Source organism: Streptomyces ortus, from assembly GCF_026341275.1.
Lineage (GTDB): Bacteria > Actinomycetota > Actinomycetes > Streptomycetales > Streptomycetaceae > Streptomyces > Streptomyces ortus.
The window spans coordinates 1452220-1475087 of record NZ_JAIFZO010000002.1; the positions used below are offsets into that span (position 1 = coordinate 1452220).

Here is a 22868-nt window from a genome sequence, read left to right on the forward strand (position 1 = left end):
CCGGGGGCGGAGCCCCCGAGTCGGTGACCTAGACCGCAACTGCCTCCGGCTCGGCGGCAGCCTCCCGCTTCGCCGACTTCTTCTTCGCACGGCGCTCCTTGCGGAGCTCCACCATCGCGTAGAGCGTCGGTACGAGCAGCAGCGTGAGCAGCGTCGACGTGATCAGACCGCCGATCACCACCACCGCGAGCGGCTGGGCGATGAAGCCGCCCTCACCGGTGATGCCCAGGGCCATCGGCAGCAGGGCGAAGATGGTCGCGAGGGCCGTCATGAGGATCGGGCGCAGACGGTGCCTGCCGCCCTCGATCACGGCCTCCACGACCCCGTAACCCTGCTTGCGGTACTGGTTGATCAGGTCGATCAGGACGATCGCGTTGGTGACGACGATGCCGATGAGCATCAGCATGCCGATCAGCGAGGGCACGCCCAGCGGGGTGCCGGTCACCACGAGCAGGCCGATCGCGCCGGTCGCCGCGAACGGGATCGAGACGAGCAGGATCAGCGGCTGGATCAGTGACCGGAAGGTCGCCACCAGCAGCATGAACACGATCGCGATCGCCGCGAGCATCGCGAGGCCGAGGGACGCGAACGCGTCGTCCTGGTCCTCGGAGACACCGCCGATGGAGGCCGTGGCCCCGGCCGGCAGCTTCAGCTCGTCGAGCTTCGTGGTGAGCTCGGTGCTGACCGCGCCGGTGTTGTCGCCGGTCGGCTTGGCCGTGATGGTGGCCGCGCGCTGGCCGTCGATGCGGGTCATCGAGACCGGCCCGTCGACCAGCTTCACCGTCGCGATGTCGCCGAGCTTCACCGGACCGAGCTTGAGACTCTTCAGCTCGGCCAGCGTCTCGGCCGGCTTCGCCGCCTTGATGACGACGTCCCGCTCGGTGTCGTCCAGGATCGCCTTGCCGCTGGTGGTGCCGCGCACGGCCTGGCCGACGGCCGCGCCGAGCGTGGCGTCGTCGAATCCGGCGGCGGCGGCCTTGTCGTTGGCCTTGACGGAGATCCGCGGCACCGACTCGGCGAGGTCGCTGGTGACGTCGGTGACGTCGTCGAGCTTCGCGACCTCGTCCCGGACCTTCTCCGCCGCCTCGCGCAGCACGTCCGCGTCGGCGGACTTCACCACGACGCTCAGGTCCTGGCTGCCGAACCCGTCACCGGCCGCGACCGTCGTCGTGCCGATGCCGGAGAGCTTGCCGAGCCCCTCCTCGATGCCGTCCTGGACGTCGTCGAAGGAGGCCGAGTCGGCGACCTTGACGGTGTACGAGGCCTGGTTGGTGTCCGTGCCCCCGCCGAACGCGGCCATGAAGCCGGAGGAACCGATAGTGACCTGGTAGTCCTCGACGCCCTTGACGTCGGCGAGCATCCGCTCGACCTTCTTCGCCTGGGCGTCGGTCGCGGCCAGGCTGGTGCCGGGCTTCAGCTCCTGCTTGACGGTGAGGACTTCCTGGTCGCCCTGGTCGAAGAAGTTCGTCTTCAGCAGGGGCGTCATGCCGAACGTCCCGACGAGCACGGCCGCCGCGATCGCCACACTGGTGAGGCGGCGGCGGGTGGCGAAGCGCAGCACGGGCACGTAGAAGCGCTGGAGGCGGCTGCGCGCCTCCTTCTCCTCGGCCTTGCGGCGGGCCTCCTCCGGGTCGGCTCCGCGTACGTCCTTGGGGGCGCGCAGGAACCAGTACGACAGGACGGGGACGACCGTCAGCGAGACGAGCAGCGAGGCCAGCAGGGCGGCGGTGACCGTCAGGGAGAACGAGCCGAAGAGCTCGCCGACCATGCCGCCGGTCAGGCCGATGGGCAGGAAGACCGCGACCGTGGTGAGCGTCGAGGACGTGACCGCGCCCGCGACCTCGCGTACCGCCTTGAGGATCGCCTCCTGGCGCTCCTCGCCGTAGCCGAGGTGCCGCTTGATGTTCTCCAGCACCACGATCGAGTCGTCGACGACGCGGCCGATGGCGATGGTCAGGGCGCCCAGGGTGAGGATGTTGAGCGATTCGTCGCGGACCCAGAGCACGATCAGCGCGAGGACGACCGACATCGGGATGGAGACCGCGGTGACCAGCGTCGAGCGGACCGACGCCAGGAAGACCAGGATGACCAGGACCGCGAAGAGCAGTCCGAGCGCGCCCTCCGTGGTCAGGCCGTTGATGGACTTGGAGACGGCGGGTCCCTGGTCGCTGACGATCGTCAGGGTGGCGCCGGAGCCGAGGTCCTTGCGCAGGCCCGCGAGCTTGTCCTGGACGGCGTCGGAGACCGCGACCGCGCTGCCGTCGTGGTCCATGGTGACGGAGACGGCGAGGCTGGGCTTGCCGTCGGTGCGGGTGATGGACTCCGTCCTGGCGGGCTTCTCCTCGACGGTGGCGAGGGTCGCGAGGCGTACCGGCTTCTTGCCGCCCCCGCCGCCGACCATCAGGTCCTCGATCTGCTCCAGCGAGGTGAAGCCGCCGCCGACCTGGACGGTGCGGTTGCTGCCGTCCTCGTCGAAGGAGCCGGCCGGGACGGTCGCGCCGCCCGCCTGGAGGGCCTGGCCGAGCGCGGCCGTGGTCAGCCCCGCCTTCGCCAGCTTCGCGTCGTCGGGCGTGACCGCGACCTCGAGGTCCCGTACGCCGTCGACCGTGACCTGGGCGACACCGTCGATGTCCTTCAGAGCGGGGACGACCGTACGGTCCAGCTGGTCGGAGAGCGCCTGCTGGTCCCTGCCGGAGGTGACGGCGAGGACGACGGTCGGGATGTCGTCGGTCGAACCGGCGACCACCTGCGGGTCCACGTCGTCGGGGAGCTGGACGCGGGCGCGGTTCACGGCCTGCTGGACGTCCGCGACGATCTGCGCGGAGTCGTTGCCGTAGTCGAAGGAGGCCATGATCAGGGCGTTGCCCTCGCTGGCCGTGGAGGTGACGCCGGAGATCCCGTCGACCGCTTCGAGGTTGTCCTCGATGGGCTCGACGACCTGCTTCTCGACCACGTCGGGGGACGCGCCCTGGTACGGCGCCAGGACCGACACCATGGGCAGTTCGATGGTGGGCAGCAGCTGCTGCTTGAGTTGCGGGATCGCTATCGCCCCGAAGACGAGCGCGATGATCGACATCAGCCCGATGAGGGCACGCTGGGCGAGGCTGAAGCGGGACAGCCAGGACATGGGTGGCGGGTCTCTCTTCTGTTGCTTGAGGCGGTTGCCTGGGTGTCCGCAGGCTGCTGCCTGGGTGTCCGGAGGCTGTTGCCTGTGGGTGGGGAGCGGCGCGATGGGCTCATGTGAGCGTCCGCCTATCACTCTGAGCCATAGGTGGGGCACTCCCCTCGCCCCCAGGTCCCGTTTCCTTATACGGCGCATACCGCGCCCGCAGTACGTAAGGGTGGAGCTCACTCCACCCTTGGGCGGACCAGTCCGGACTCGTAGGCGATCACGACGAGTTGGGCCCTGTCGCGGGCTCCCAGCTTGGCCATGGCCCGGTTGACGTGCGTCTTCACGGTGAGCGGGCTCACTTCCAGACGCTCGGCGATCTCGTCGTTGGAGTGCCCGCCGGCGACCTGGACGAGGACTTCGCGCTCGCGGACGGTGAGCGCTTCGAGGCGTTCGGCGCGGGCGGGGTCGCGGTCGTCGTCGCCGCCCTGCGCGAGGAACTTCGCGATCAGTCCCTTGGTGGCGACGGGTGACAGCAGGGCGTCGCCGGCCGCCGCGACGCGGATGGCGTTGAGCAGTTCTTCGGGCTCGGAGCCCTTGCCGAGGAAGCCGGAGGCGCCGGCGCGCAGCGACTGCACCACGTACTCGTCGACCTCGAAGGTGGTCAGCATGACGACGCGGACGTGGGCGAGACCGGGGTCGGCGCTGATGAGGCGGGTCGCGGCGAGCCCGTCCGTGCCGGGCATCCGGATGTCCATGAGCACGACGTCGGCCCGTTCCTCGCGGGCGAGGCGTACCGCCTCCGCGCCGTCCGAGGCCTCTCCTACGACCTCCATGTCGGGCTCGGAGTCGACCAGGACGCGGAAGGCGCTGCGCAGCAGGGCCTGGTCGTCGGCGAGCAGGACACGGATCGTCATACGGGGTTCCCCTTGGCTGCCTCGGTCTTGGACGCGGTGTTTCTGGACCGGGTGGTCCTGGACGCGGCGGTTCTGGATCAGGCGGTCGTGGTGGCGGTGGTTCCGGCGCCGCTCTTGACCGGCAGGATCGCATGCACCCGGAAGCCGCCTCCGTAGCGGGGTCCCGCGCTACAGGTGCCGCCGAGGGCGGTGACCCGCTCGCGCATGCCGAGGAGTCCGTGGCCGCCGTTCTCCTCCAGGCGGGCGGCGGCATCGTCGCCGGGGCCGTTGTCGAGGACGGTGATCTCCACGTCCGGCCCCACCCGTACGACGCTGACCTCGGCCTTCGCCTCCTGGCCTGCGTGCTTGCGCACATTGGTGAGGGCTTCCTGGATGACCCGGTACGCGGCCAGGTCGACGGCGGCGGGCAGGGCCGTGCCCTGGTCGGTGCGGGCCACTTCGACGGGCAGGCCCGCGCTGCGGAAGGTCCCGACGAGTTCTTCGAGGCGGTGCAGGCCCGGGGCCGGTTCGGTGGGAGCCTCGGGGTCGCCCGACTGCCTCAGCAGTCCGACCGTGGCGCGGAGTTCGTTGAGCGCGGAGCGGCTGGCCTCGCGGACGTGGGCGAGGGCCTCCTTCGCCTGGTCGGGGCGTTTGTCCATGACGTGCGCGGCGACTCCGGCCTGCACGTTGACCAAGGCGATGTGGTGGGCGACCACGTCGTGCAGATCGCGGGCGATGCGCAGGCGTTCCTCCGCGACGCGGCGGCGGGCCTCCTCCTCGCGGGTGCGTTCGGCCCGTTCGGCGCGCTCCCTGATGGCGTGCACGAAGGCGCGGCGGCTGCGGACCGCGTCGCCCGCGGCGGCGGCCATGCCGGTCCAGGCGAAGATCCCCAGGTTCTCCTGGGCGTACCAGGGCAGGGGGCCGGCGAGCATCGCGAAGGCGGTCAGGACCGTCATGGTGAGCAGGCCCACGCGCCAGGTGGTGGGGCGGTCGGTCGCGGCGGCGACGGTGTAGAGGGCGACGACGGCGGACATCGCGACGGGGGCGCGGGGGTCGCCGGTCGCGAACTCCACGACGGACAGGGCGCCGGTCGCGGCGAGGACCCCGAGGGGGTACCTGCGGCGGAGGATCAGGGCGGTCGCGGCCAGCAGCATGAGGGTGAGGCCGAGGGCGTCGGGGGCGCGGGTGCCCCACATCGTGCCGCCGTGCCGGCCGTTCGGCTCCGCGAAGGAGCCGGCCAGCATGCAGGCGAGGACCGCGGCGGCGAGGGTGCCGTCGGCGACCAGGGGGTGGGACCGCAGCCAGTCCCTTGCACGCGTCAGTGTGCTCACGCTTCTCTACGGTACGGGGGCCCTGGCCGGGGGTGCGTCTGCGGGTGGCGGGGGTGGGGGTGGGGTGGTGGGCTTCCCCGCGGCCCTGTCCCTGGGAGGTGGGACAGGGCGAGGGGGTGCATCCGCGGCGCGGTGAAGGCTGAGCGCGCCGTTCCCCGCGCCCCCAAGAAGGTGGGACAGGGCCAGGGGATTCGTTCGCAGCCCGGTGAAGGCTGAGCGCGCCGTTCCCCGCGCCCCCAAGACGCTGGGACAGGGCCAGGGATTCGTTCGCAGCCCGGTCAGGGCTGGGCGCGCCGTTCCCCCGCGCCTCTTGCAGCCCGTCCGGCGTTTGAGGACGAGCGCGTCAGCGCGACAGGGGGGTCTGGGGGCGCAGCCCCCAGGACGGGGACGGGCGGCGAAGAAGGTTCAGCCGGGGAGCAGGCCGTCGTCCTTCAGGAGGGCGCGGACCTCTGGCAGCGTCGCGTCCGGGGACGGGAGGATGAGTTCCGAGGGTTCCAGGGAGTCGTCCGGGAGCGGAGCTCCCAGGCGGCGCACCGCGTCGAGCAGCGCTCCCAGCGTCCGCCGGAACCCCTCCTCGTCCCCGGCCCGGGTCTCCGCGAGGAGCTCGTCGTCCAGTTCGTTCAGCTCGGCGAGGTGGCCGTCGTCCAGCCTCACCTGTCCCTCCCCCATGATCCGTACGATCATGACGCCCTCCTCGGCGTGGGACCCGCGAAACCCCTGCTACTGCTTGTCGAAGCGCGGGGTGTCCGACTGCGACTGCTGCTGGGACCGAGTCTGCCCCTGACCGCCCTCGATCGCCTGCTGGGAGGACGAGGACCCGCCGGCCAGCTCGGCCTTCATCCGCTGCAGTTCGAGCTCGACGTCCGTCCCCCCGGACAGCCGGTCCAGCTCGCTCTGGATGTCGTCCTTGGCGAGCCCCGAGTGGTCGTCGAGGGCGCCGGAGGCGAGCAGCTCGTCGATGGCACCGGCCCGCGCCTGGAGCTGCGCGGTCTTGTCCTCGGCCCGCTGGATGGCCATCCCGACGTCGCCCATCTCCTCGGAGATGCCGGAGAATGCCTCACCGATCCGGGTCTGCGCCTGGGCGGCCGTGTACGTCGCCTTGATCGTCTCCTTCTTCGTACGGAAGGCGTCGACCTTGGCCTGCAGACGCTGCGCGGCGAGAGTGAGCTTCTCCTCCTCGCCCTGCAGGGTCTGGTGCTGTGTCTCCAGGTCGGTCACCTGCTGCTGAAGAGCGGCCCGGCGGGACAGCGCCTCACGGGCGAGGTCCTCACGGCCCAGCGCGAGCGCCTTGCGCCCCTGGTCCTCCAGCTTGGAGGACTGGCCCTGGAGCTGGTTCAGCTGCAACTCCAGGCGCTTGCGTGAGGTCGCCACGTCGGCGACACCGCGGCGCACCTTCTGCAGCAGCTCAAGCTGTTTCTGGTACGAGTAGTCGAGGGTTTCGCGCGGGTCCTCGGCCCGGTCAAGGGCCTTGTTCGCCTTCGCGCGGAAGATCATCCCCATACGCTTCATGACACCGCTCATGGGCTTCGCGCGCCCCCTTCTGACGGACTCCGGCTGCAGCGACTACAACAGAACCCACAGTACGGGCCCTGCATCCATTACCGCACTGTTCGGGGACGGATGCGCTCATCCCCAAGGACGACTGACGACGATCTTGCTCCGGCGTAGGGAGTAGGTGTCCCCCCAGGGGTCGCTCCGGGTTCGGTCCGGATCGGCTCCGGAGTCGTCCCGGGGCCGGCTCGTGCCACCGCACGCACCACCCCATTTCAGGCCTCCTGTCCCCCTACAGACGACCGGTGTTGCCGGATCGTTCCCCACTCGGCCGACGTCCATGCCTCCGCACCCCTTACCCTTGGGTTTTGTGTTCCGTAGCCGCGCCAAAGACGAGAAGGCCCACGCCGACAAGGCGTCGGTGACCGACTCCCCTCAGATCCGTGACCCGCAGGCCCCCAAGGGCAGGCCCACTCCCAAGCGCAGTGAGGCCCAGTCCCAGCGCCGCAGCGTCGCCAATACGCCGACGTCGCGCAAGGAGGCCTCCAAGCGGCAGCGCGACGAGCGCCGCGCCCACATGGAGAAGCAGCGCCAGGCGCTGGCCAGCGGCGACGAGCGTTATCTGCCCGCCCGTGACAAGGGCCCGGTGCGCAAGCTCGCGCGTGACTTCATCGACTCGCGGTTCTGCATCGCCGAGTTCTTCCTGCCGCTCGCCGTGGTCATCCTCGTCCTGAGCATGGTCCGGATCGCGCAGCTGCAGAACGTCGCGCTGCTGATGTGGCTCTTCGTGATCGTGCTGATCGTGCTCGACTCGATCGGTATCGCGATCCGCCTGAAGAAGCAGCTGGCCGCGCGCTTCCCGGACGAGCCCCGGCGCGGCGCCGTCGCGTACGCGCTGATGCGCAGCCTCCAGATGCGTCGCCTCCGGCTGCCCAAGCCGCAGGTCAAGCGCGGAGAGCGGCCCTGAGCGCGGCACCCATCCCGGGGGGCGCGGCGGACGCCCGGCTGACCGAGCCGGGCGAGCTGCGCGCTGTCGTACGGCGGGAGCTGGTGGCCCGGCAGCTCGACGAACAGATAGCCGGGCGGTTCCCCGTCGGGCAGCGACTGCGCGTGCTCGACGTGGGCATGGGCCAGGGCACGCAGGCCCTGCGGCTGGCCCGGGCCGGACACCAGGTGACCGGTGTCGAGCAGGACGCCGCCCTGATCTCCGTGGCCCGCGAGGCCCTCGCCGCCGAGCCGGAGGGCATCCGCGGCCGGGTCAGGATCGTCGAGAGCGACGGGCGCGACACCGGGGTGCACTTCCTGCCCGGCAGCTTCGACGTGGTGCTGTGCCACGGCGTACTGATGTACGTCGAGGAGCCCGACGCGCTGCTCGCGGGGCTCGGCCGGATGCTGGCCCCCGGTGGGATGCTGTCCCTGCTGGTGCGCAACGCCGACGCGCTGGCCATGCGGCCGGGGCTGGCCGGCGACTGGGCCGGGACGCTGGCCGCCTTCGACACCAACACGTACAGGAACCGGCTCGGGCTCGACGTCCGCGCCGACCGGCTCGACACCCTCACCGGCACGCTCGCCGGGATGGGCGCGCCGCTGCACACCTGGTACGGGGTGCGGGTCTTCACGGACACGGCCGCCGACGACGCGGCGGTGCCGGAGGACGTGGACGCCCTGCTGGCCGCCGAGGAGCGGGCCGGCCGGACCGACCCCTACCGCCGGGTGGCGGCACTGCTGCACCTGTGCGGCGTACGGGGCTGAAGTCCCCGCTGTCCTTCACCTGTCCTTCGCCCCCCGGCCGGTCGGATCCACGGCTGGTCGGGTCCACGGCCGGTCGGGTCCACGGCTGGGCGGGTCCACGGCCGGGCGGATCCACGGCCGGGCGGCAGAAGGCCGCGGCCGGTTCGCACGGCCGCGGCCCCTCACGCGTACGGATCATGAGGACTCGTGAGCCGTACGCGTCCTCGTGCAGATCGTCTGGATCCTGTGGCTAGGACGCCTCGGCGTGCAGGCTCATCGGGCCGTAGATCTCCGCGGCGTCCTCGAAGATCCGGACCTGGTCCGCTCCCCCCTCGGCCAGTTCCTTCCAGTTCTCGCCGAGCCAGGACTCCGCGTCGCCCTGGGTGGTGAACTCCTCGGGCTGGACCGCGGGCTGGACTTCCGTCCCGTCGGCCTTCTCGAACCGCCACGTCCATGCCGCCATGTCAGCCTCCCAAAAGTTCCCAAAAGTACCGAGCAAGTACCGCAGAAAGTACCGAGCAAGATCGGGCTCTCGCCGTCAGCCTAGGCGCTCGGTCACTGGTCCGGTGCTCAAAAGCGCAGGTCGAGAACCATGGGGTGGCGGTGGTGGGTGTGCGCGGTGCGCCCTTGTGCACCCCCTGACGGGCACGAGCCGCGCCGGCACGGGAAAATCGGCCCCGTGGAAGTGACTCTGCTCGGTACCGGCGGGCCCCTGGGGCTGCCCAGGCCCCATTGTCCGTGCGCCGTCTGCGCGGTGGCGCTCGGCGGGGACGCCCGCGCGGCCACCGCCCTCCTGGTGGACGGCACGCTGCTGCTCGACCTGACCCCCGGGGCGGCCTTCGCGGCGGCCCGGGCCGGGTGCTCGCTCAACGGGGTCCGCCAGGTCCTGCTCTCGCATCCGCACGACGGACCCGCCGTGGAGGTACCGGCGGGGCTGCCGCAGCCGGGGCGCGTGCCGGACGGCCGGGAGCTGACGCTGCTGACGGGCCATCGGGTGCGGGCGCTGGCGATGGACGCGCCGGGCACCGGGTACGCGGTCACGGGCCCGGACGGGCAGCGGCTGCTCTATCTGCCGCCCGGCGCGGCCCCCGCGGGCCTGGACGGGACGACCGAGACGTACGACATGGTGGCCGGCGACGTCGTCGGGCGGCCGGACGCGCTGGCCCGGCTGCGGCTGGTGGGGGCCGTGGGTCCCGCCACCGACGTGATCGCGGTGCATCTGGACCACGACGTGCCGCCGGGCCGGGAACTGCGGCGGCGCCTCGCCGCCGCGGGCGCGCGGACGGTCCCGGACGGCAGGACGCTGACCGTCGGGGTGTACGAGGACGTGCCCGACGTGCCGCGCCGGACGCTGGTCCTCGGCGGGGCCCGGTCGGGCAAGTCGGTGGAGGCCGAGCGACGCCTGGAGGCCTTCCCCGACGTGCTGTACGTGGCCACGGGTGGCGCGCGGGCCGGGGACCGGGAGTGGGCGGCCCGGGTGCACGCGCACCGCGAGCGGCGCCCCGGCTCCTGGCGTACCGCCGAGACCTGCGACCTCGTACCCCTGCTGGAGGAGGACGGGTCCGCGCTGCTCGTCGACTGTCTGTCGCTGTGGCTGACGGACGCGATGGACGACGCGAACGCGTGGGACGACGCCGAGTGGGCCGGCGGCGGCGAGCGCGTGCTGCGGGCGCGCGTCGAGGAGCTGACGGCCGCCGTCCGCGCGTCGCGCCGCACGGTGGTCGCCGTCTCCAACGAGGTCGGCTCCGGGATCGTCCCCGCCACCCCCTCGGGCCGCCGCTACCGCGACGAGCTGGGCCGCCTGAACGCGGCGTTCGCGGCCGAGTGCGAGCACGTGCTGCTGGTGGTGGCGGGTCAGGCGGTCACCCTGAAGGGCTGAGGCCCACCAGAGGGAATCAGAGGGAGGCCGCGTCGAAGGGGGAGGCGCCGCGCGGGTTCTTGCGGGCGATGATCCGGTACGCGTTCGAGAAGCGGGTGCGGCGCAGGAGCGGCGCCAGGGCCTGGTCCAGGACGAACGCGGAGGCGAGCAGCGGGGCGGCGGCCCGGGTGAGGGCCGTGCGCAGGGTGCGCTGGAGGTCGGTCGGCGGGGCCGGGCGCCAGGGCTCGTCGCCGCCGGGCAGCCGGTTGCCGATCGCCAGGGCGAGGGCGCCGGTCAGGTCGTACGGGACGTGCGGCTCGCGGCGGTCGGTGGAGACGACCGAGCAGCCCAGTGCGTCGAGTTCGTCGAGCAGGTTGCGCAGCGGCATGAGGTGGAGGTGCTGCGGCTGGCAGTAGGACACCCACCACTTGCCGAGGAGCGCGCCGAACGCGCAGTCCGGGTCGGGGACTTCGACGAGCAGATGCCCGCCGGGGCGCAGTACGGCGAGCGCGGCGCGCAGTTCCTCGCGCGGGTCGGGGCTGTGCTCCAGGTGGTGGAACATGCTGACCACGTCGTAGCGGGCGCGCAGCCGGCCCACCAGGTCCGGCAGCCGGCCGCGGTGCGCCTCCTCGACCCGGCCCGCGGCCAGGGCCCTGTCGACGCGCGCGGTGGGGTCGAGCCCGTCGAAGGACGTGTACGTGAACAACTCCTTGGCCGCCGCCGGGAAGTGGCCGTGGCCGGTGCCGACGTCGAGCCAGCTCTCGGGTTCCGGGAACGGGAGCATCGCGCGGGCCGCGGCCTCGTGGCGGCGGCGGCCGGCGTGGGAGCGCAGGGTCCGCTCGGCGAAGCTCTCGTCCTCGTGGCGTTCGCCGCCGTGCTCCCGCCGTTCTTCGCCGCCATCCTGGTTCTCGTAGAAGTCGCGGTAGTAGAAGGCGAGGCCCTCGGTGGTCAGACGGGGGTTCTGGAAGGCGTGGGCGCAGTCCTCGCACTCGTCGACGACGAACGTGCCGGGCTTGTGCTGGAGCAGGTCGGGCGTACGCAGCCGGGTGCGCAGCCGCGCCGAGCCGCACCAGGGGCAGTCGGGTCTGCGCGGTTCGTGGAAGCGGTCGGTCCCCTGGGCCAGCTCTCCCAGGTACACGGCACGGCGCTGGGCGACGGACTGCCGGGCGGCGTGCGTGACGGGCACGGGAGGGACGGGGACGGGAGGGACGGGAGGCGTGGGGGGTGTGGCCGGGCTCGGGGGTGTGACGGGTGTGGGGGGCATGGTCTGTCTGCTCCTGCTGGTCCGACGGGGTAAGACCCTGTAGAGGCTGATATGAGCCGCTACCAGCCGATACAAACCGGTATGACAATCCACTGCAAACCGGCACACAAGGGATCACGGCCCTCGGTGCGCCCGCCCTGCCCGGACCACTGACCGCCCGTCAGGATCCCGGCCGGATCACTGCCGGTACTGTTCGGCGAATGAGCTCGCTTAATCTCGACGACTTCACCGACCTGATCGAGCGCCCCGACGGCGGCGTACGCCGTGACGCCGAGGCGCGCCGGGAGCGGCAGGTCGTGCCGCCCGGGTCACTGGGGCGCCTGGACGAACTCGGTGAGTGGCTGGCCGCCGCGCAGGCGGCCGTGCCGGTGCGGGCGATCGAGCGTCCGCGCGTGGTGCTGTTCGCGGGCGACCACGGGGTCGCCGGACTGGGGGTCTCGGCGCGGCCCGCCGGCAGCGCGGACGACCTGGTGCGCGCCGTGCTGGACGGCGCCAGCGCCGTGTCGGTACTGGCCCGGCGGCTCGGGGTGCCCGTGCGGGTGGTGGACATGGCGCTGGACTGCGAGCCGGAGAGCCTGCCCGACGAGGTCGTACGGCACCGGGTGCGGCGCGGGTCCGGGCGGATCGACGTCGAGGACGCGCTGACCCTGGAGGAGGCGGAGGCCGCGTTCCGGGCGGGGGTCGCCGTCGCGGACGAGGAGGCCGACTCCGGGACCGATCTCGTCGTGCTCGGGGATGTGAGTGTCGGGGGGACGACCGCGGCGGCCGTGCTGGTGGCGGCGCTGTGCGGGACCGACGCGTCGGTGGTGACCGGGCGCGGGGGGCGGGCGATCGACGACCTCGCGTGGATGCGCAAGTGCGCGGCGGTCCGCGACGCGTTGCGTCGGGCCCGTCCCGTTCTCGGGGACCAGTTGCAGTTGCTCGCGACGGTGGGCGGGGCGGATCTCGCGGCGATCACCGGGTTCCTGCTGCAGAGCGCTGTGCGCAAGACGCCGGTGGTGCTCGACGGGGTCGTGTCCGCGGCCTGTGCGCTGGTCGGGCAGCGGGTCGCCTTCCGGGCGCCGGACTGGTGGCTGGCGGGGCAGAGCAGTGGGGAGCCGGCGCAGGCGAAGGCGTTCGACCGGATGGCACTCGAACCGCTGCTTTCGCACGGGGTGACGGTGGGCGAGGGGGCGGGGGCGTTGCTCGCGCTGCCTTTGGTGCAGGCCGCGGCGGCGTTGGCGGCGGAGTTGCCGTTTGCTTCCGCCGACGCCGCGGAGGGCCTGTCGGCCGAGTAGGGGTGGGGGTGGGCCGTCGGGTGCGGGCGGTGGGCGTGTGCGCGCAGTTCCCCGCGCCCCTAACAGGGCGAAGGACAAAGGACTGCGCCGTTCCCCGCGCCCCTGGGGTCGGGTGGGGTGCGGTGGGCCCGCAGGGGCATGGTGGGCGAGCCGCCGCGGCTGGGAGGCGGTTCGTGGGTGGGTGTGCCCCATATGATCCACTTTCATGGGAAGCGCCCGATCCACCGCCGCGACATCCGCCGTGTGGTACCTCCGCACCGTCGCGTTCCTCAACTTCCTGAGCGCCGTATGGGTCTCCCTCGGCCAGGACGTGCGCCGCCACAACACGGCGGACTACTTCACCCCGTACCTGCTGACCGCCGGCTTCGCGTCAGGGGTGTTCACCATGTTCCTGGCGATCACGATGCGCAGGCGCAAGCGGGCCGCCTGGATCCTCAACCTCGCCCTGAGCGGAGCGTTCCTGCTGCTGTTCGCCTTCGCCATGGTCTTTCCCGAGGTCCGCCGGTATCCGCAGAACTGGATCTCCCTCGCCCTGACGGCGGCCTTCGTGGCCTCCCTGGTCGTCGGCCGCCCCGAGTTCTACGCGAAGGGCGACCGCTCGAACCCCCGCCTCGCCGCGGCCGTCGGCATCGGCGGACTCCTGCTCTGCTCCCTGCTGGCCGCGCTCCTGGTGACCGTCACGAACCACGCCCCCGACGCGCACCTGTCGACCTTCGCCGACCGCTGGCGCTACGGCACCCTGCGGCTCGTCTCGGTCGCCGCCGACGACTCCCGCTTCCCCGGGATCACCACTCCCAACTGGGTGAACGTCGCCATCAACGTACTCAGCACCCTGCTCGTCCTGGCCGTCCTGTACGCGGCCTTCCGCTCCCGCCGTGTCGTCGACCCGCTCAGCGCCGACGACGAGGAACGGCTGCGGACCCTGCTCGGCCGGCACGGCGACCGGGACTCCCTCGGCTACTTCGCGCTGCGTCGCGAGAAGAGCGTGGTGTGGTCGCCGACCGGCAAGGCCGCCGTCGCCTACCGGGTCGTCGGCGGGGTCTCACTGGCCTCCGGCGACCCCATCGGCGATCCCGAGGCGTGGCCCGGCGCCATCGCGCCCTGGCTCTCCGAGGCGCGCGCCCACGGCTGGATCCCGGCCGTGATGGGCGCGGGCGAGGAGGCCGGGACCGTCTACGCCCGGCACGGTCTCGACGCGCTGGAGCTCGGGGACGAGGCGATCGTCGAGACGGGCGAGTTCACCCTCGACGGGCGGGCCATGCGGACCGTCCGCCAGGCCTACAACCGCGTGCGGCGCGCGGGCTACCAGGTACGCATCCGGCGGCACGAGGACATCCCGGCCGACGAGATGGCGTACCTCCTCGCCCGCGCGGACGACTGGCGGGACGGGGCGACCGAGCGCGGCTTCAGCATGGCGCTGGGGCGGCTCGGGGACCCGGGCGACGGGCGGTGCGTGATGCTCGAATGCCGCGACGGCGGCGGGGAGGAGGGCGACGGGGACGGCGAGCTGCGGGCCGTCCTGTCCTTCGTGCCCTGGGGGCCCCACGGGCTCTCCCTCGACCTGATGCGGCGGGACCGGGACTCCGAGAACGGGCTCATGGAGTTCATGGTGATCCAGCTCCTCCAGCGGGCCCCCGAGCTCGGGATCACACAGGTCTCACTCAACTTCGCCATGTTCCGTTCCGTCTTCGAACGCGGCGCGCGCCTCGGCGCCGGGCCGGTGCTGCGGTTGTGGCGCTCCTTGCTCAGCTTCTTCTCGCGCTGGTGGCAGATCGAGTCGCTGTACCGCGCCAACGCCAAGTACCGGCCCATCTGGGAACCGCGGTTCCTGCTCTTCGAGAAGAGCGCCGACCTGCCGCGCATCGGCCTGGCCGCCGCCCGCGCGGAGGGCTTCCTGGAGGCGCCGGGCCTGCCGAAGTGGCTGCACCGCAAGCGCCTGGACTCGCACGGCTGAGTAGGCCCGTTCAGGAGCGTTCAGGCAGGGAACGTGCGGGTTTCGGGTCGGGCCGGCCGCCGATCAGGTCCTGGAATCTGCGGCGCGGTCCCGCCCAGCGGCGGTCGTGGTGGTAGGCCCGCAGGCAGGCTCCGGCCCGGGCCCTCGGCCGCCGGCGGTAGAAGCGCCTGGCCCACGGTGACGCGGGGCGGGCCAGCCGGATCGCGCCGACCAGGGCCACGAGCGGGACGATCACCCCGAAGATCGCCATCCGGGCCTTGCCCTTGCTCAGCGCCAGCAGCGCGATCACGAAGTTCAGCCCGATGCTCAGGACGAGACCGGCGCGGTCGTGCAGTTCGTTCTCGGTGAGGTCGTTGACGCCGAACGGCAGGAAACCGCTGAGCATCAGGGCGACCAGCGCCGCCGTGACCACCACGACCTCGACGCTCTTGCGGCCCTCCTCGCTCCAGTAGACGTCGTCGAGGTGGAGGATCAGCGCGAACTCGTCGAGCACCAGGCCCGCGCCCATGCCGAAGACCACGGCGAACACGGCCGAGCCGAAGCCGTGCCGGTCGCTGCCCACCGCGCCGAAGCCGCCGATCACGGTCAGCACGACCCCGGGGACGACGTGGTGGATGTGCAGGCCGCCCGCCTTCACGTTGCCGAACGGGCCCTTGCCCGCCCGGATGAGCCGGACCACGATCCGGGTGATCACGAAGGTGAGGACGAAGGAGGTCAGCGCCAGCAGCAGCGGCAGCTTTCCCGGCTCGATGATGTTCCGTGTCCACCAATGCCCCATGTGCGCACTTTATCCACGGCTGCCGTGGACGTCTCCCGGTCGCCCGACGGCCGTCCGGTGGTCGTTCCGTGGGCGGTGACCGGTAATCTGCGCCGGTGTCCACGCCCCCGCCGCCCGGCCCCCCGCCCGAGACGTCCGCGGCGTTCTGGGCCGACGGGCTGCGCTTCGCCTTCGGCACGCTGACCGTGTTCCCCGTGACCGTGCGGCGCTGGGACCGCGGGGCGGCGCGCGCCGGGATGTCGCTCGCGCCCGTCGCCGGTCTCGCCGTGGGCGTCCTCGCCGCGGCGACCGGGCTGCTCCTGCTGGTGCTCGGCGCGGGCCCGCTCCTCGCGGCCGTCGCGAGCGCCGCCGTGCCCGCCGTCCTGACCCGCGGCCTCCACCTCGACGGCCTCGCCGACACCGCCGACGGTCTCGGCAGCGGCAAGCCGGCCGAGGACGCGCTGCGCGTCATGAAGCAGTCGGACATCGGCCCGTTCGGGGTCATCACGCTGCTGTTCGTCCTGCTCGCGCAGGTGGCGGCGCTCGCTCAGGCGTACGGGGAGTCGTGGGGGCGGGGCGTTCTCGCGGCGGTCGTGGCCGGGACCGTCGGCCGCCTCGCCCTCACGCTGGGCGCGCGGGCGGGGGTGCCTGCCGCTCGGGCGGAGGGGTTGGGGGCGGTGGTGGCGGGGGTGGTGTCCGTGCGGGGCGCGGTCCTTGTGGCGGGCGGTGTGACGGTTGCGGCAGCGGGGGTCGGGGTGGCGCTCGGGGTGTACGGGGTGCTGGGGGCCGTGCTGGCCGTTGTGCTCGGCTGTGTTGTCGCCGAGGGGGTGTTGCGGCGGTGTGTGCGGCGCTTCGGTGGGGTGACCGGGGATGTCTTCGGCGCGCTCGAAGAGACCGCCGTGACCGTCGCGCTGGTCGCGTTCTGCCTCTTCGCCTAGCGGCGATCTCTCCGCCCCCGCCGCCCCTACCCGTTCCCGTCCCGCATGGGGGCTGCGAATGGGCTACTCCGAGGTCGTGACGAAGTCGATCAGTTCTTCCACTCGGCCGAGGAGTTCCGGCTGGAGGTCCCGGTACGAGTGGACCGAGTCCAGGATCCGCTCCCACGCAGCCCCGGTGTTTTCCGGCCATCCGAGAGAACGGCACACCCCCGTCTTCCAGTCCTGCCCGCGCGGCACCCGGGGCCAGCCCGGAATGCCCACGGACGACGGCTTCACGGCCTCCCAGACGTCGATGTACGGGTGGCCCACGACCAGTGCGTACTCGCTCGTCACCGCCTCCGCGATACGCGACTCTTTTGTACCGGGGACCAGATGGTCCACGAGGACCCCCAGCCGCGCGTCCGGCCCGGGGTCGAACTCGTCGACGATCGCGGGCAGGTCGTCGATGCCCTCCAGGTACTCGACGACGACGCCCTCGATGCGCAGGTCGTCGCCCCACACCCGCTCCACCAGTTCGGCGTCGTGGCGGCCCTCGACGTAGATGCGTCCCGCCCGGGCGACCCGGGCCCGCGCCCCGGGCACGGCGACCGACCCCGACGCCGTGCGCGTGGGGCGTAGCGGCGCGGCGGACGGGCGTACGAGGGTCACGACGCGCCCCTCCAGCAGGAAGCCGCGCGGCTCCAGCGGGAACACGCGGTGCTTGCCGAAGCGGTCCTCCAGCGTCACCGTCCCCGCTTCGCAGCGGATCACGGCACCGCAGAACCCGGTCCCGGGCTCCTCGACCACGAGCCCCGGTTCCGCCGCGACCTCGGGGACGGGCTTGGGCTTCTTCCACGGAGGGGTCAGATCCGCTGAGTACTGGCGCATTCGGATGACGATAGGAGAAGCCCGGCCCCGGCAGACACACCGACACCCCCTCGGCAGGCACGAAGACCGTTCACGGTACGTCGAAACGCCGCGCCAGCGCCTCCCGTTGGGCCCGGACGAACGCCGCGTCCACCACCGCCCCGTGCCCGGGCACGTACAGCGCGTCCTCGCCGCCGAGGGCCAGCAGGCGGTCCAGCGCGGCGGGCCACTGGGAGGGCACGGCGTCCGGTCCCGCCTGGGGTTCGCCTGACTCCTCGACCAGGTCGCCGCAGAAGACGATCTCCGGAGAGCCGGGCGCGGCGACCAGGACGGCCAGGTCGTGGCCCGTGTGGCCGGGGCCCACGTTCGCCAGCAGGACCTGCGGGCCCCCGCCCAGGTCCAGTGTCCACTCGCCGGAGACGAGATGCCGGGGCCGTACCAGGAGGTCCGCCGCCTCGGCGGCCTCCTCGGGATCGGCGCCGTTGCGCACCGCGTCCGCGAGCAGTTCCTCCCGGCCCTCGCCCAGAACCAGTTCGGCGCCCACCGCCGTGAACACCTCGGCCCCCGCGAACGCCGCCGCCCCGAAGACATGGTCGAAATGCGGGTGGGTGAGCGCGAGATGCGTGACCCGCCCGCTCCCCGGCGACCGCCCGTCACCCGGCGACCGCCCGCTCCCCGGTGACCGCCCGCCCCCGAGCGCCCGTAGCGCCCGTGTCCGCAGCCGCGCGCCCTCCCGTACGCTCGATCCCGCGTCGATCATGAGCGCCGCGTCCTCGCCGACCACGAGCCCGGCCGTGCAGTCCCACACCGGCAGGCGGCAGCGCCCCACGTACGGGGAGAGTTCCTCCCAGCCGGACCCGTCGCCCCCGGACCCTTCCCATGTCACGTCCATACGCCGACGCTAACCCCGTCGGCGGCGCCCGCATGTTCCCGACAGAGCGGGACACCCTCGTACACGTCGGCTGTCCGATGTGGCCCGGCGTCACGACATCGCAGGCCCGCCCTTGCCCGGCCCGTACCCACCGGCCGTACACTTGGCGCGGGGATGCTGGCACTCGCGCGCGCTGAGTGCCAGGCGAGGCCACCGAAGACGACCGATCACGACCGATGACCGCGCGGAAGACCACGGGAGGTGTGCGCGATGCTCAGTGAACGCAGACTCGAAGTGCTGCGCGCCATCGTCCAGGACTACGTGGGCACGGAGGAGCCGGTCGGCTCGAAGGCGCTCACGGAACGACACCGGCTGGGCGTCTCGCCGGCGACCGTCCGCAACGACATGGCGGTCCTCGAGGACGAGGGGTACATCGCGCAGCCGCACACCAGTGCGGGGCGCATCCCCACGGACAAGGGCTACCGCCTGTTCGTCGACAAGCTCGCGGGCGTCAAACCGATGACCCCGCCCGAGCGGCGGGCGATCCACCACTTCCTGGACGGCGCCGTCGACCTCGACGACGTCGTGGGGCGGACCGTGCGGCTCCTCGCACAGCTCACCCGCCAGGTGGCCGTCGTCCAGTACCCGTCACTGACCCGCTCGACCGTGCGTCATGTGGAGCTGCTCGCGCTGGCCCCGGCCCGCGTCATGCTCGTACTGATCACGGACACCGGGCGGGTCGAGCAGCGCATGGTGGACTGTCCGGCCCCCTTCGGGGAGGTCTCCGTGGCGGATCTGCGCGCGCGTCTCAACAGCCGGATCACGGGGCGCCGTTTCGCGGATGTCCCCCAACTGGTGCAGGATCTCCCCGACGCCTTCGAGTCGGAGGACAGGGGCACGGTCGCGACCGTGCTCTCCACCCTCCTGGAGACTCTCGTCGAGGAGACCGAGGAGCGGCTGATGATCGGCGGAACCGCCAATCTGACGCGCTTCGGACATGATTTTCCCCTCACCATCCGTCCGGTGCTCGAAGCGTTGGAGGAGCAGGTCGTGCTCCTCAAACTCCTGGGTGAGGTCAACGATTCGGGCATGGCCGTACGGATCGGTCACGAGAACGCCCATGAGGGACTCAACTCCACTTCTGTGGTCTCGGTCGGCTACGGTTCGGGCGGCGAAGCAGTCGCCAAACTCGGTGTGGTCGGACCGACACGCATGGATTACCCCGGAACGATGGGAGCGGTACGAGCGGTGGCACGGTACGTAGGACAGATCCTGGCGGAGTCGTAAGTGGCCACGGACTACTACGCCGTACTCGGCGTGCGCCGCGACGCGTCCCAGGACGAGATCAAGAAGGCATTCCGGCGGCTCGCCCGCGAGCTGCACCCGGACGTCAATCCCGATCCGAAGACGCAAGAGCGCTTCAAGGAGATCAACGCCGCCTACGAGGTGTTGTCGGACCCGCAGAAGAAGCAGGTCTACGACCTCGGCGGCGACCCGCTGTCCCAGCAGGGCGGCGGAGGCGCGGGCGGCTTCGGCGCCGGTGGCTTCGGGAACTTCTCGGACATCATGGACGCGTTCTTCGGCACGGCGTCGCAGCGTGGCCCGCGGTCGCGCACGCGGCGCGGCCAGGACGCGATGATCCGGCTGGAGATAGAGCTCGACGAGGCGGCCTTCGGCACGACGAAGGACATCCAGGTCGACACGGCCGTCGTCTGCACCACCTGCAGCGGTGAGGGCGCGGCCCCCGGCACCTCCGCGCAGACCTGTGACATGTGCCGCGGTCGCGGCGAGGTGTCCCAGGTCACGCGGTCCTTCCTGGGCCAGGTCATGACGTCCCGGCCGTGTCCGCAGTGCCAGGGCTTCGGGACCGTCGTCCCGACGCCGTGCCCCGAGTGCGCGGGCGACGGACGGGTCCGCTCACGCCGGACCCTGACCGTGAAGATCCCGGCCGGTGTCGACAACGGCACCCGGATCCAGCTCGCGGGCGAGGGCGAGGTCGGCCCCGGCGGCGGCCCCGCCGGCGACCTGTACGTGGAGATCCACGAGCTGCCGCACAACATGTTCCAGCGGCGCGGCGACGATCTGCACTGCACGGTCACCATCCCGATGACCGCGGCGGCGCTCGGCACCAAGGTCCCGCTGGAGACGCTCGACGGGCTCGAAGAGGTCGACATCCGCCCCGGTACGCAGTCCGGGCAGTCGATCCCCAAGCACGGGCGCGGCATCACGCATCTGCGGGGCGGCGGACGCGGCGACCTCATCGTGCACGTCGAGGTCATGACGCCCACGAAACTCGACCCCGAGATGGAGCGGGTCCTGCGGGAGCTGGCCCAGCTGCGCGGCGAGGAGCGGCCCACCGGGCAGTTCCAGCCCGGTCAGCAGGGCTTGTTCTCCCGGCTGAAGGATGCCTTCAACGGCCGTACCTGACGGGCGGACCGCAGGTGACCGCCGGGCGCGCCGCAGGATGATTCCGGTGGCTCATACCCGGCGGACGGCCGGATTCGGACTTGTACGGAGGACGTGACAACATGCCGTCATGTCCTCCGCGCTGACCGATCTTTTCCCCCTCCCGATCGTGCAGGCCCCGATGGCGGGCGGTGTCTCCGTGCCGCAGCTCGCCGCGGCCGTGTCCGAGGCCGGGGGGCTCGGTTTCCTCGCCGCCGGCTACAAGACGGCCGACGGCATGTACCAGGACATCAAGCAGCTGCGCGGCGCCACCACCAGGCCGTTCGGCGTGAACCTCTTCATGCCCCAGCCCGAGTACCCCGGTGCAAGCACCGGCTCCACCGGAGCGGCTGGCGCCGCGCTCCCTTCTGCGGCAGCCGTCGAGGTCTACGCCCACCAGCTCGCCGGTGAGTCCTCCTGGTACGAGACCGAACTGGGCGACCCCGACAGCGGACGCGACGACGGCTACGACGCCAAGCTCGCCGTCCTCCTCGACAACCCGGTGCCGGTCGTCTCCTTCCACTTCGGCTGCCCCACCCGCGACGTCCTGGACTCCCTGAGCCGGGCCGGGACGCTCACGCTGGTCACCGCGACCACCGCCGAGGAGGCGCAGGCCGTGCAGTGGGCGGGCGCCGACGCGGTGATCGTGCAGGGCGTCGAGGCCGGCGGCCACCAGGGCACCCACCGCGACAACCCGGAGACGGACGGCTCCGGCATCGGGCTGATGTCGCTCATCGGGCTGGTCCGCGAGACCGTGCAGATCCCGATCATCGCGGCCGGCGGCATCATGCGCGGCAGCCAGATCGCCGCCGCGCTGGCCGCCGGAGCGAGCGCCGCCCAGCTCGGCACGGCCTTCCTCGCCACCCCCGAGTCCGGCGCCAACGCCCTGCACAAGCAGGCGCTGACCAACCCCCTCTTCGTCCGTACGCAGTTGACGCGGGCGTTCTCCGGCAGGCCCGCGCGCGGACTGATGAACCGCTTCATGCGCGAGCACGGGCCGTACGCGCCCGCCGCCTACCCCGAGGTGCACCACCTCACCTCCGCGCTGCGCAAGGCCGCCGCCAAGGCGGGGGACGCGCAGGGCATGGCGCTGTGGGCGGGACAGGGGCACCGGCTCGCCCGCGAACTGCCCGCCGGACAGCTCGTGGAGGTGCTCGCGGCCGAACTCGCCGCCGCCAGGACAGCGTTGTCGGACGGGCCGGGCGGGGGCGTCGGGCGATGACCGCGCCGGTGTTCGTGGTGGACGAGGTGCCGGGCGGGCCGCGGTTCGTGCTCGACGGGCCCGAGGGGCGTCACGCGGTGTCCGTGAAGCGGCTGCGGACCGGTGAGGACGTGGTCCTCACCGACGGGCGCGGACGCTGGGCCGAGGGTGTCGTCATGACGGCCGAGGGCAAGGACCGGCTCGTCGTGGCGGACCTCCACGCCGTGCACGAGGAGCCGCCGCCCGCTCCTCGTATCACCGTCGTGCAGGCGCTGCCCAAAGGCGATCGCGGTGAACTGGCCGTCGAGACCATGTCGGAGACCGGCGTCGACGCGATCGTCCCCTGGGCGGCGTCCCGTTGCATCACGCAGTGGAAGGGCGAGCGGGGGGCGAAGGCGCTCGGGAAGTGGCGGGCCACCGCGCGCGAGGCGGGCAAGCAGTCGCGGCGGGTGCGGTTCGCGGAGGTCGCGGACGCGATGACGACGAAGCAGGTTGCCGCGTTTCTCGCCAAAGCGGAGTTCGCGGCGGTGCTGCACGAGGACCGGGGGTATCCCGCCGAGCCGCTCGCCACGGTCGAGCTGCCCGCCGCGGGGGAGATCGTGCTTGTCGTGGGGCCCGAAGGGGGCGTCTCGCCGGAGGAGTTGGCGACCTTCGCCGAGGCCGGGGCGCGGGCCTGCCGGCTGGGACGCAGTGTGCTGCGGACGTCCACGGCGGGGACGGCGGCGGTGGCGCTGCTGCTGGGCCGGACGGGGCGTTGGTCGTAGCGCCGGTTCGTCCGCGGGGCCGGTGGGGGTGGGCGCACAGGATTGCGCCGTTCCCCGCGCCCCCAGGCACCTGAGGGCGCGGGGAACGGCGCAGCGGGGGGTTCGGGGGCGGAGCCCCCGTGTGGGTGAGTGTGG

General features: G+C 72.3%; 20 protein-coding genes. 10 read left to right on the forward strand and 10 right to left on the reverse strand.

The features are described 5' to 3' along the window. Positions 1 to 28: 28 nt before the first annotated feature. The 5 genes from K3769_RS09715 to K3769_RS09735 form a co-directional block, all read right to left on the reverse strand. Positions 29 to 3127 carry an efflux RND transporter permease subunit gene (locus K3769_RS09715; RefSeq protein ID WP_267026025.1) on the reverse strand — a complete coding sequence of 1033 codons (3099 nt, stop codon included), beginning with the start codon at positions 3125 to 3127 and terminating at the stop codon, positions 29 to 31. 221 nt (positions 3128 to 3348) lie between these two features. Then, complete coding sequence (locus K3769_RS09720) at positions 3349 to 4026, reverse strand: response regulator (RefSeq protein ID WP_248779536.1); 678 nt, start codon at positions 4024 to 4026, stop codon at positions 3349 to 3351. Positions 4027 to 4103: 77 nt separating this feature from the next. Continuing rightward, positions 4104 to 5336, reverse strand: a complete 1233-nt coding sequence (locus K3769_RS09725; protein WP_267026026.1) for a sensor histidine kinase — start codon at positions 5334 to 5336, stop codon at positions 4104 to 4106. Between the two features lie 405 nt (positions 5337 to 5741). Further along, positions 5742 to 6020 carry a PspA-associated protein PspAA gene (gene pspAA / locus K3769_RS09730; protein WP_267026027.1) on the reverse strand — a complete coding sequence of 93 codons (279 nt, stop codon included), beginning with the start codon at positions 6018 to 6020 and terminating at the stop codon, positions 5742 to 5744. 36 nt (positions 6021 to 6056) lie between these two features. Next, entirely contained in the window at positions 6057 to 6857 is an 801-nt protein-coding gene (locus K3769_RS09735) for a PspA/IM30 family protein (protein ID WP_267026028.1), read from the reverse strand. 310 nt (positions 6858 to 7167) lie between these two features. Between K3769_RS09735 and K3769_RS09740 the strand changes: the two genes are divergently transcribed. Continuing rightward, complete coding sequence (locus tag K3769_RS09740; RefSeq protein WP_210883330.1) at positions 7168 to 7794, forward strand: DUF3043 domain-containing protein; 627 nt, start codon at positions 7168 to 7170, stop codon at positions 7792 to 7794. Between the two features lie 83 nt (positions 7795 to 7877). Beyond that, on the forward strand, positions 7878 to 8579 hold the full coding sequence (locus K3769_RS09745) for a methyltransferase domain-containing protein (protein WP_267026029.1): 702 nt from the start codon (positions 7878 to 7880) through the stop codon (positions 8577 to 8579). 229 nt (positions 8580 to 8808) lie between these two features. On the opposite strand, the gene K3769_RS09750 is transcribed toward K3769_RS09745, so the two are convergent. Further along, the gene (locus K3769_RS09750) at positions 8809 to 9021 is read right to left on the reverse strand and encodes a hypothetical protein (protein ID WP_107018265.1); all 213 of its coding nucleotides are present in this window, start codon (positions 9019 to 9021) and stop codon (positions 8809 to 8811) included. 216 nt (positions 9022 to 9237) lie between these two features. On the opposite strand from K3769_RS09750, the gene K3769_RS09755 reads away from it, so the two are divergent. Then, a complete protein-coding gene (locus tag K3769_RS09755) occupies positions 9238 to 10437 on the forward strand; it encodes a bifunctional adenosylcobinamide kinase/adenosylcobinamide-phosphate guanylyltransferase (RefSeq protein ID WP_267026030.1) in 1200 nt (399 codons plus the stop codon). 16 nt (positions 10438 to 10453) lie between these two features. Here the strand turns inward: K3769_RS09755 and K3769_RS09760 are convergent, their stop codons facing one another. Beyond that, positions 10454 to 11602: a class I SAM-dependent methyltransferase gene (locus K3769_RS09760; protein ID WP_372514899.1), complete on the reverse strand. Its 1149-nt coding sequence runs from the start codon at positions 11600 to 11602 to the stop codon at positions 10454 to 10456. A gap of 278 nt (positions 11603 to 11880) precedes the next feature. Between K3769_RS09760 and cobT the strand changes: the two genes are divergently transcribed. Then, positions 11881 to 12957 carry a nicotinate-nucleotide--dimethylbenzimidazole phosphoribosyltransferase gene (cobT, locus tag K3769_RS09765; protein WP_267026031.1) on the forward strand — a complete coding sequence of 359 codons (1077 nt, stop codon included), beginning with the start codon at positions 11881 to 11883 and terminating at the stop codon, positions 12955 to 12957. Positions 12958 to 13162: 205 nt separating this feature from the next. After that, positions 13163 to 14911 carry a phosphatidylglycerol lysyltransferase domain-containing protein gene (locus K3769_RS09770; RefSeq protein ID WP_267026032.1) on the forward strand — a complete coding sequence of 583 codons (1749 nt, stop codon included), beginning with the start codon at positions 13163 to 13165 and terminating at the stop codon, positions 14909 to 14911. Between the two features lie 10 nt (positions 14912 to 14921). Here the strand turns inward: K3769_RS09770 and K3769_RS09775 are convergent, their stop codons facing one another. Further along, positions 14922 to 15689: a hypothetical protein gene (locus K3769_RS09775; protein ID WP_267026033.1), complete on the reverse strand. Its 768-nt coding sequence runs from the start codon at positions 15687 to 15689 to the stop codon at positions 14922 to 14924. A 95-nt stretch (positions 15690 to 15784) separates the two neighbouring features. Between K3769_RS09775 and K3769_RS09780 the strand changes: the two genes are divergently transcribed. Next, a complete protein-coding gene (locus K3769_RS09780) occupies positions 15785 to 16606 on the forward strand; it encodes an adenosylcobinamide-GDP ribazoletransferase (RefSeq protein ID WP_267026034.1) in 822 nt (273 codons plus the stop codon). A 63-nt stretch (positions 16607 to 16669) separates the two neighbouring features. On the opposite strand, the gene K3769_RS09785 is transcribed toward K3769_RS09780, so the two are convergent. After that, the gene (locus K3769_RS09785) at positions 16670 to 17473 is read right to left on the reverse strand and encodes a DUF3097 domain-containing protein (RefSeq protein ID WP_267026035.1); all 804 of its coding nucleotides are present in this window, start codon (positions 17471 to 17473) and stop codon (positions 16670 to 16672) included. A gap of 70 nt (positions 17474 to 17543) precedes the next feature. Then, the gene (locus K3769_RS09790) at positions 17544 to 18344 is read right to left on the reverse strand and encodes an MBL fold metallo-hydrolase (RefSeq protein ID WP_267026036.1); all 801 of its coding nucleotides are present in this window, start codon (positions 18342 to 18344) and stop codon (positions 17544 to 17546) included. 249 nt (positions 18345 to 18593) lie between these two features. Here K3769_RS09790 and hrcA point away from each other — a divergent pair, with 249 nt between their 5' ends. The 4 genes from hrcA to K3769_RS09810 all read left to right on the forward strand — a co-directional run bounded on the left by hrcA (position 18594) and on the right by K3769_RS09810 (position 22733). Next, positions 18594 to 19610, forward strand: a complete 1017-nt coding sequence (gene hrcA / locus K3769_RS09795) for a heat-inducible transcriptional repressor HrcA (RefSeq protein ID WP_267026037.1) — start codon at positions 18594 to 18596, stop codon at positions 19608 to 19610. Further along, entirely contained in the window at positions 19611 to 20750 is a 1140-nt protein-coding gene (gene dnaJ / locus K3769_RS09800; RefSeq protein ID WP_267026038.1) for a molecular chaperone DnaJ, read from the forward strand. Positions 20751 to 20859: 109 nt separating this feature from the next. Continuing rightward, a complete protein-coding gene (locus K3769_RS09805; RefSeq protein ID WP_267026039.1) occupies positions 20860 to 21990 on the forward strand; it encodes a nitronate monooxygenase in 1131 nt (376 codons plus the stop codon). Next, positions 21987 to 22733, forward strand: a complete 747-nt coding sequence (locus tag K3769_RS09810; protein WP_267026040.1) for a 16S rRNA (uracil(1498)-N(3))-methyltransferase — start codon at positions 21987 to 21989, stop codon at positions 22731 to 22733. The genes K3769_RS09805 and K3769_RS09810 overlap by 4 nt, the downstream gene beginning before the upstream one ends. The last annotated feature ends 135 nt before the right edge of the window (positions 22734 to 22868 follow it).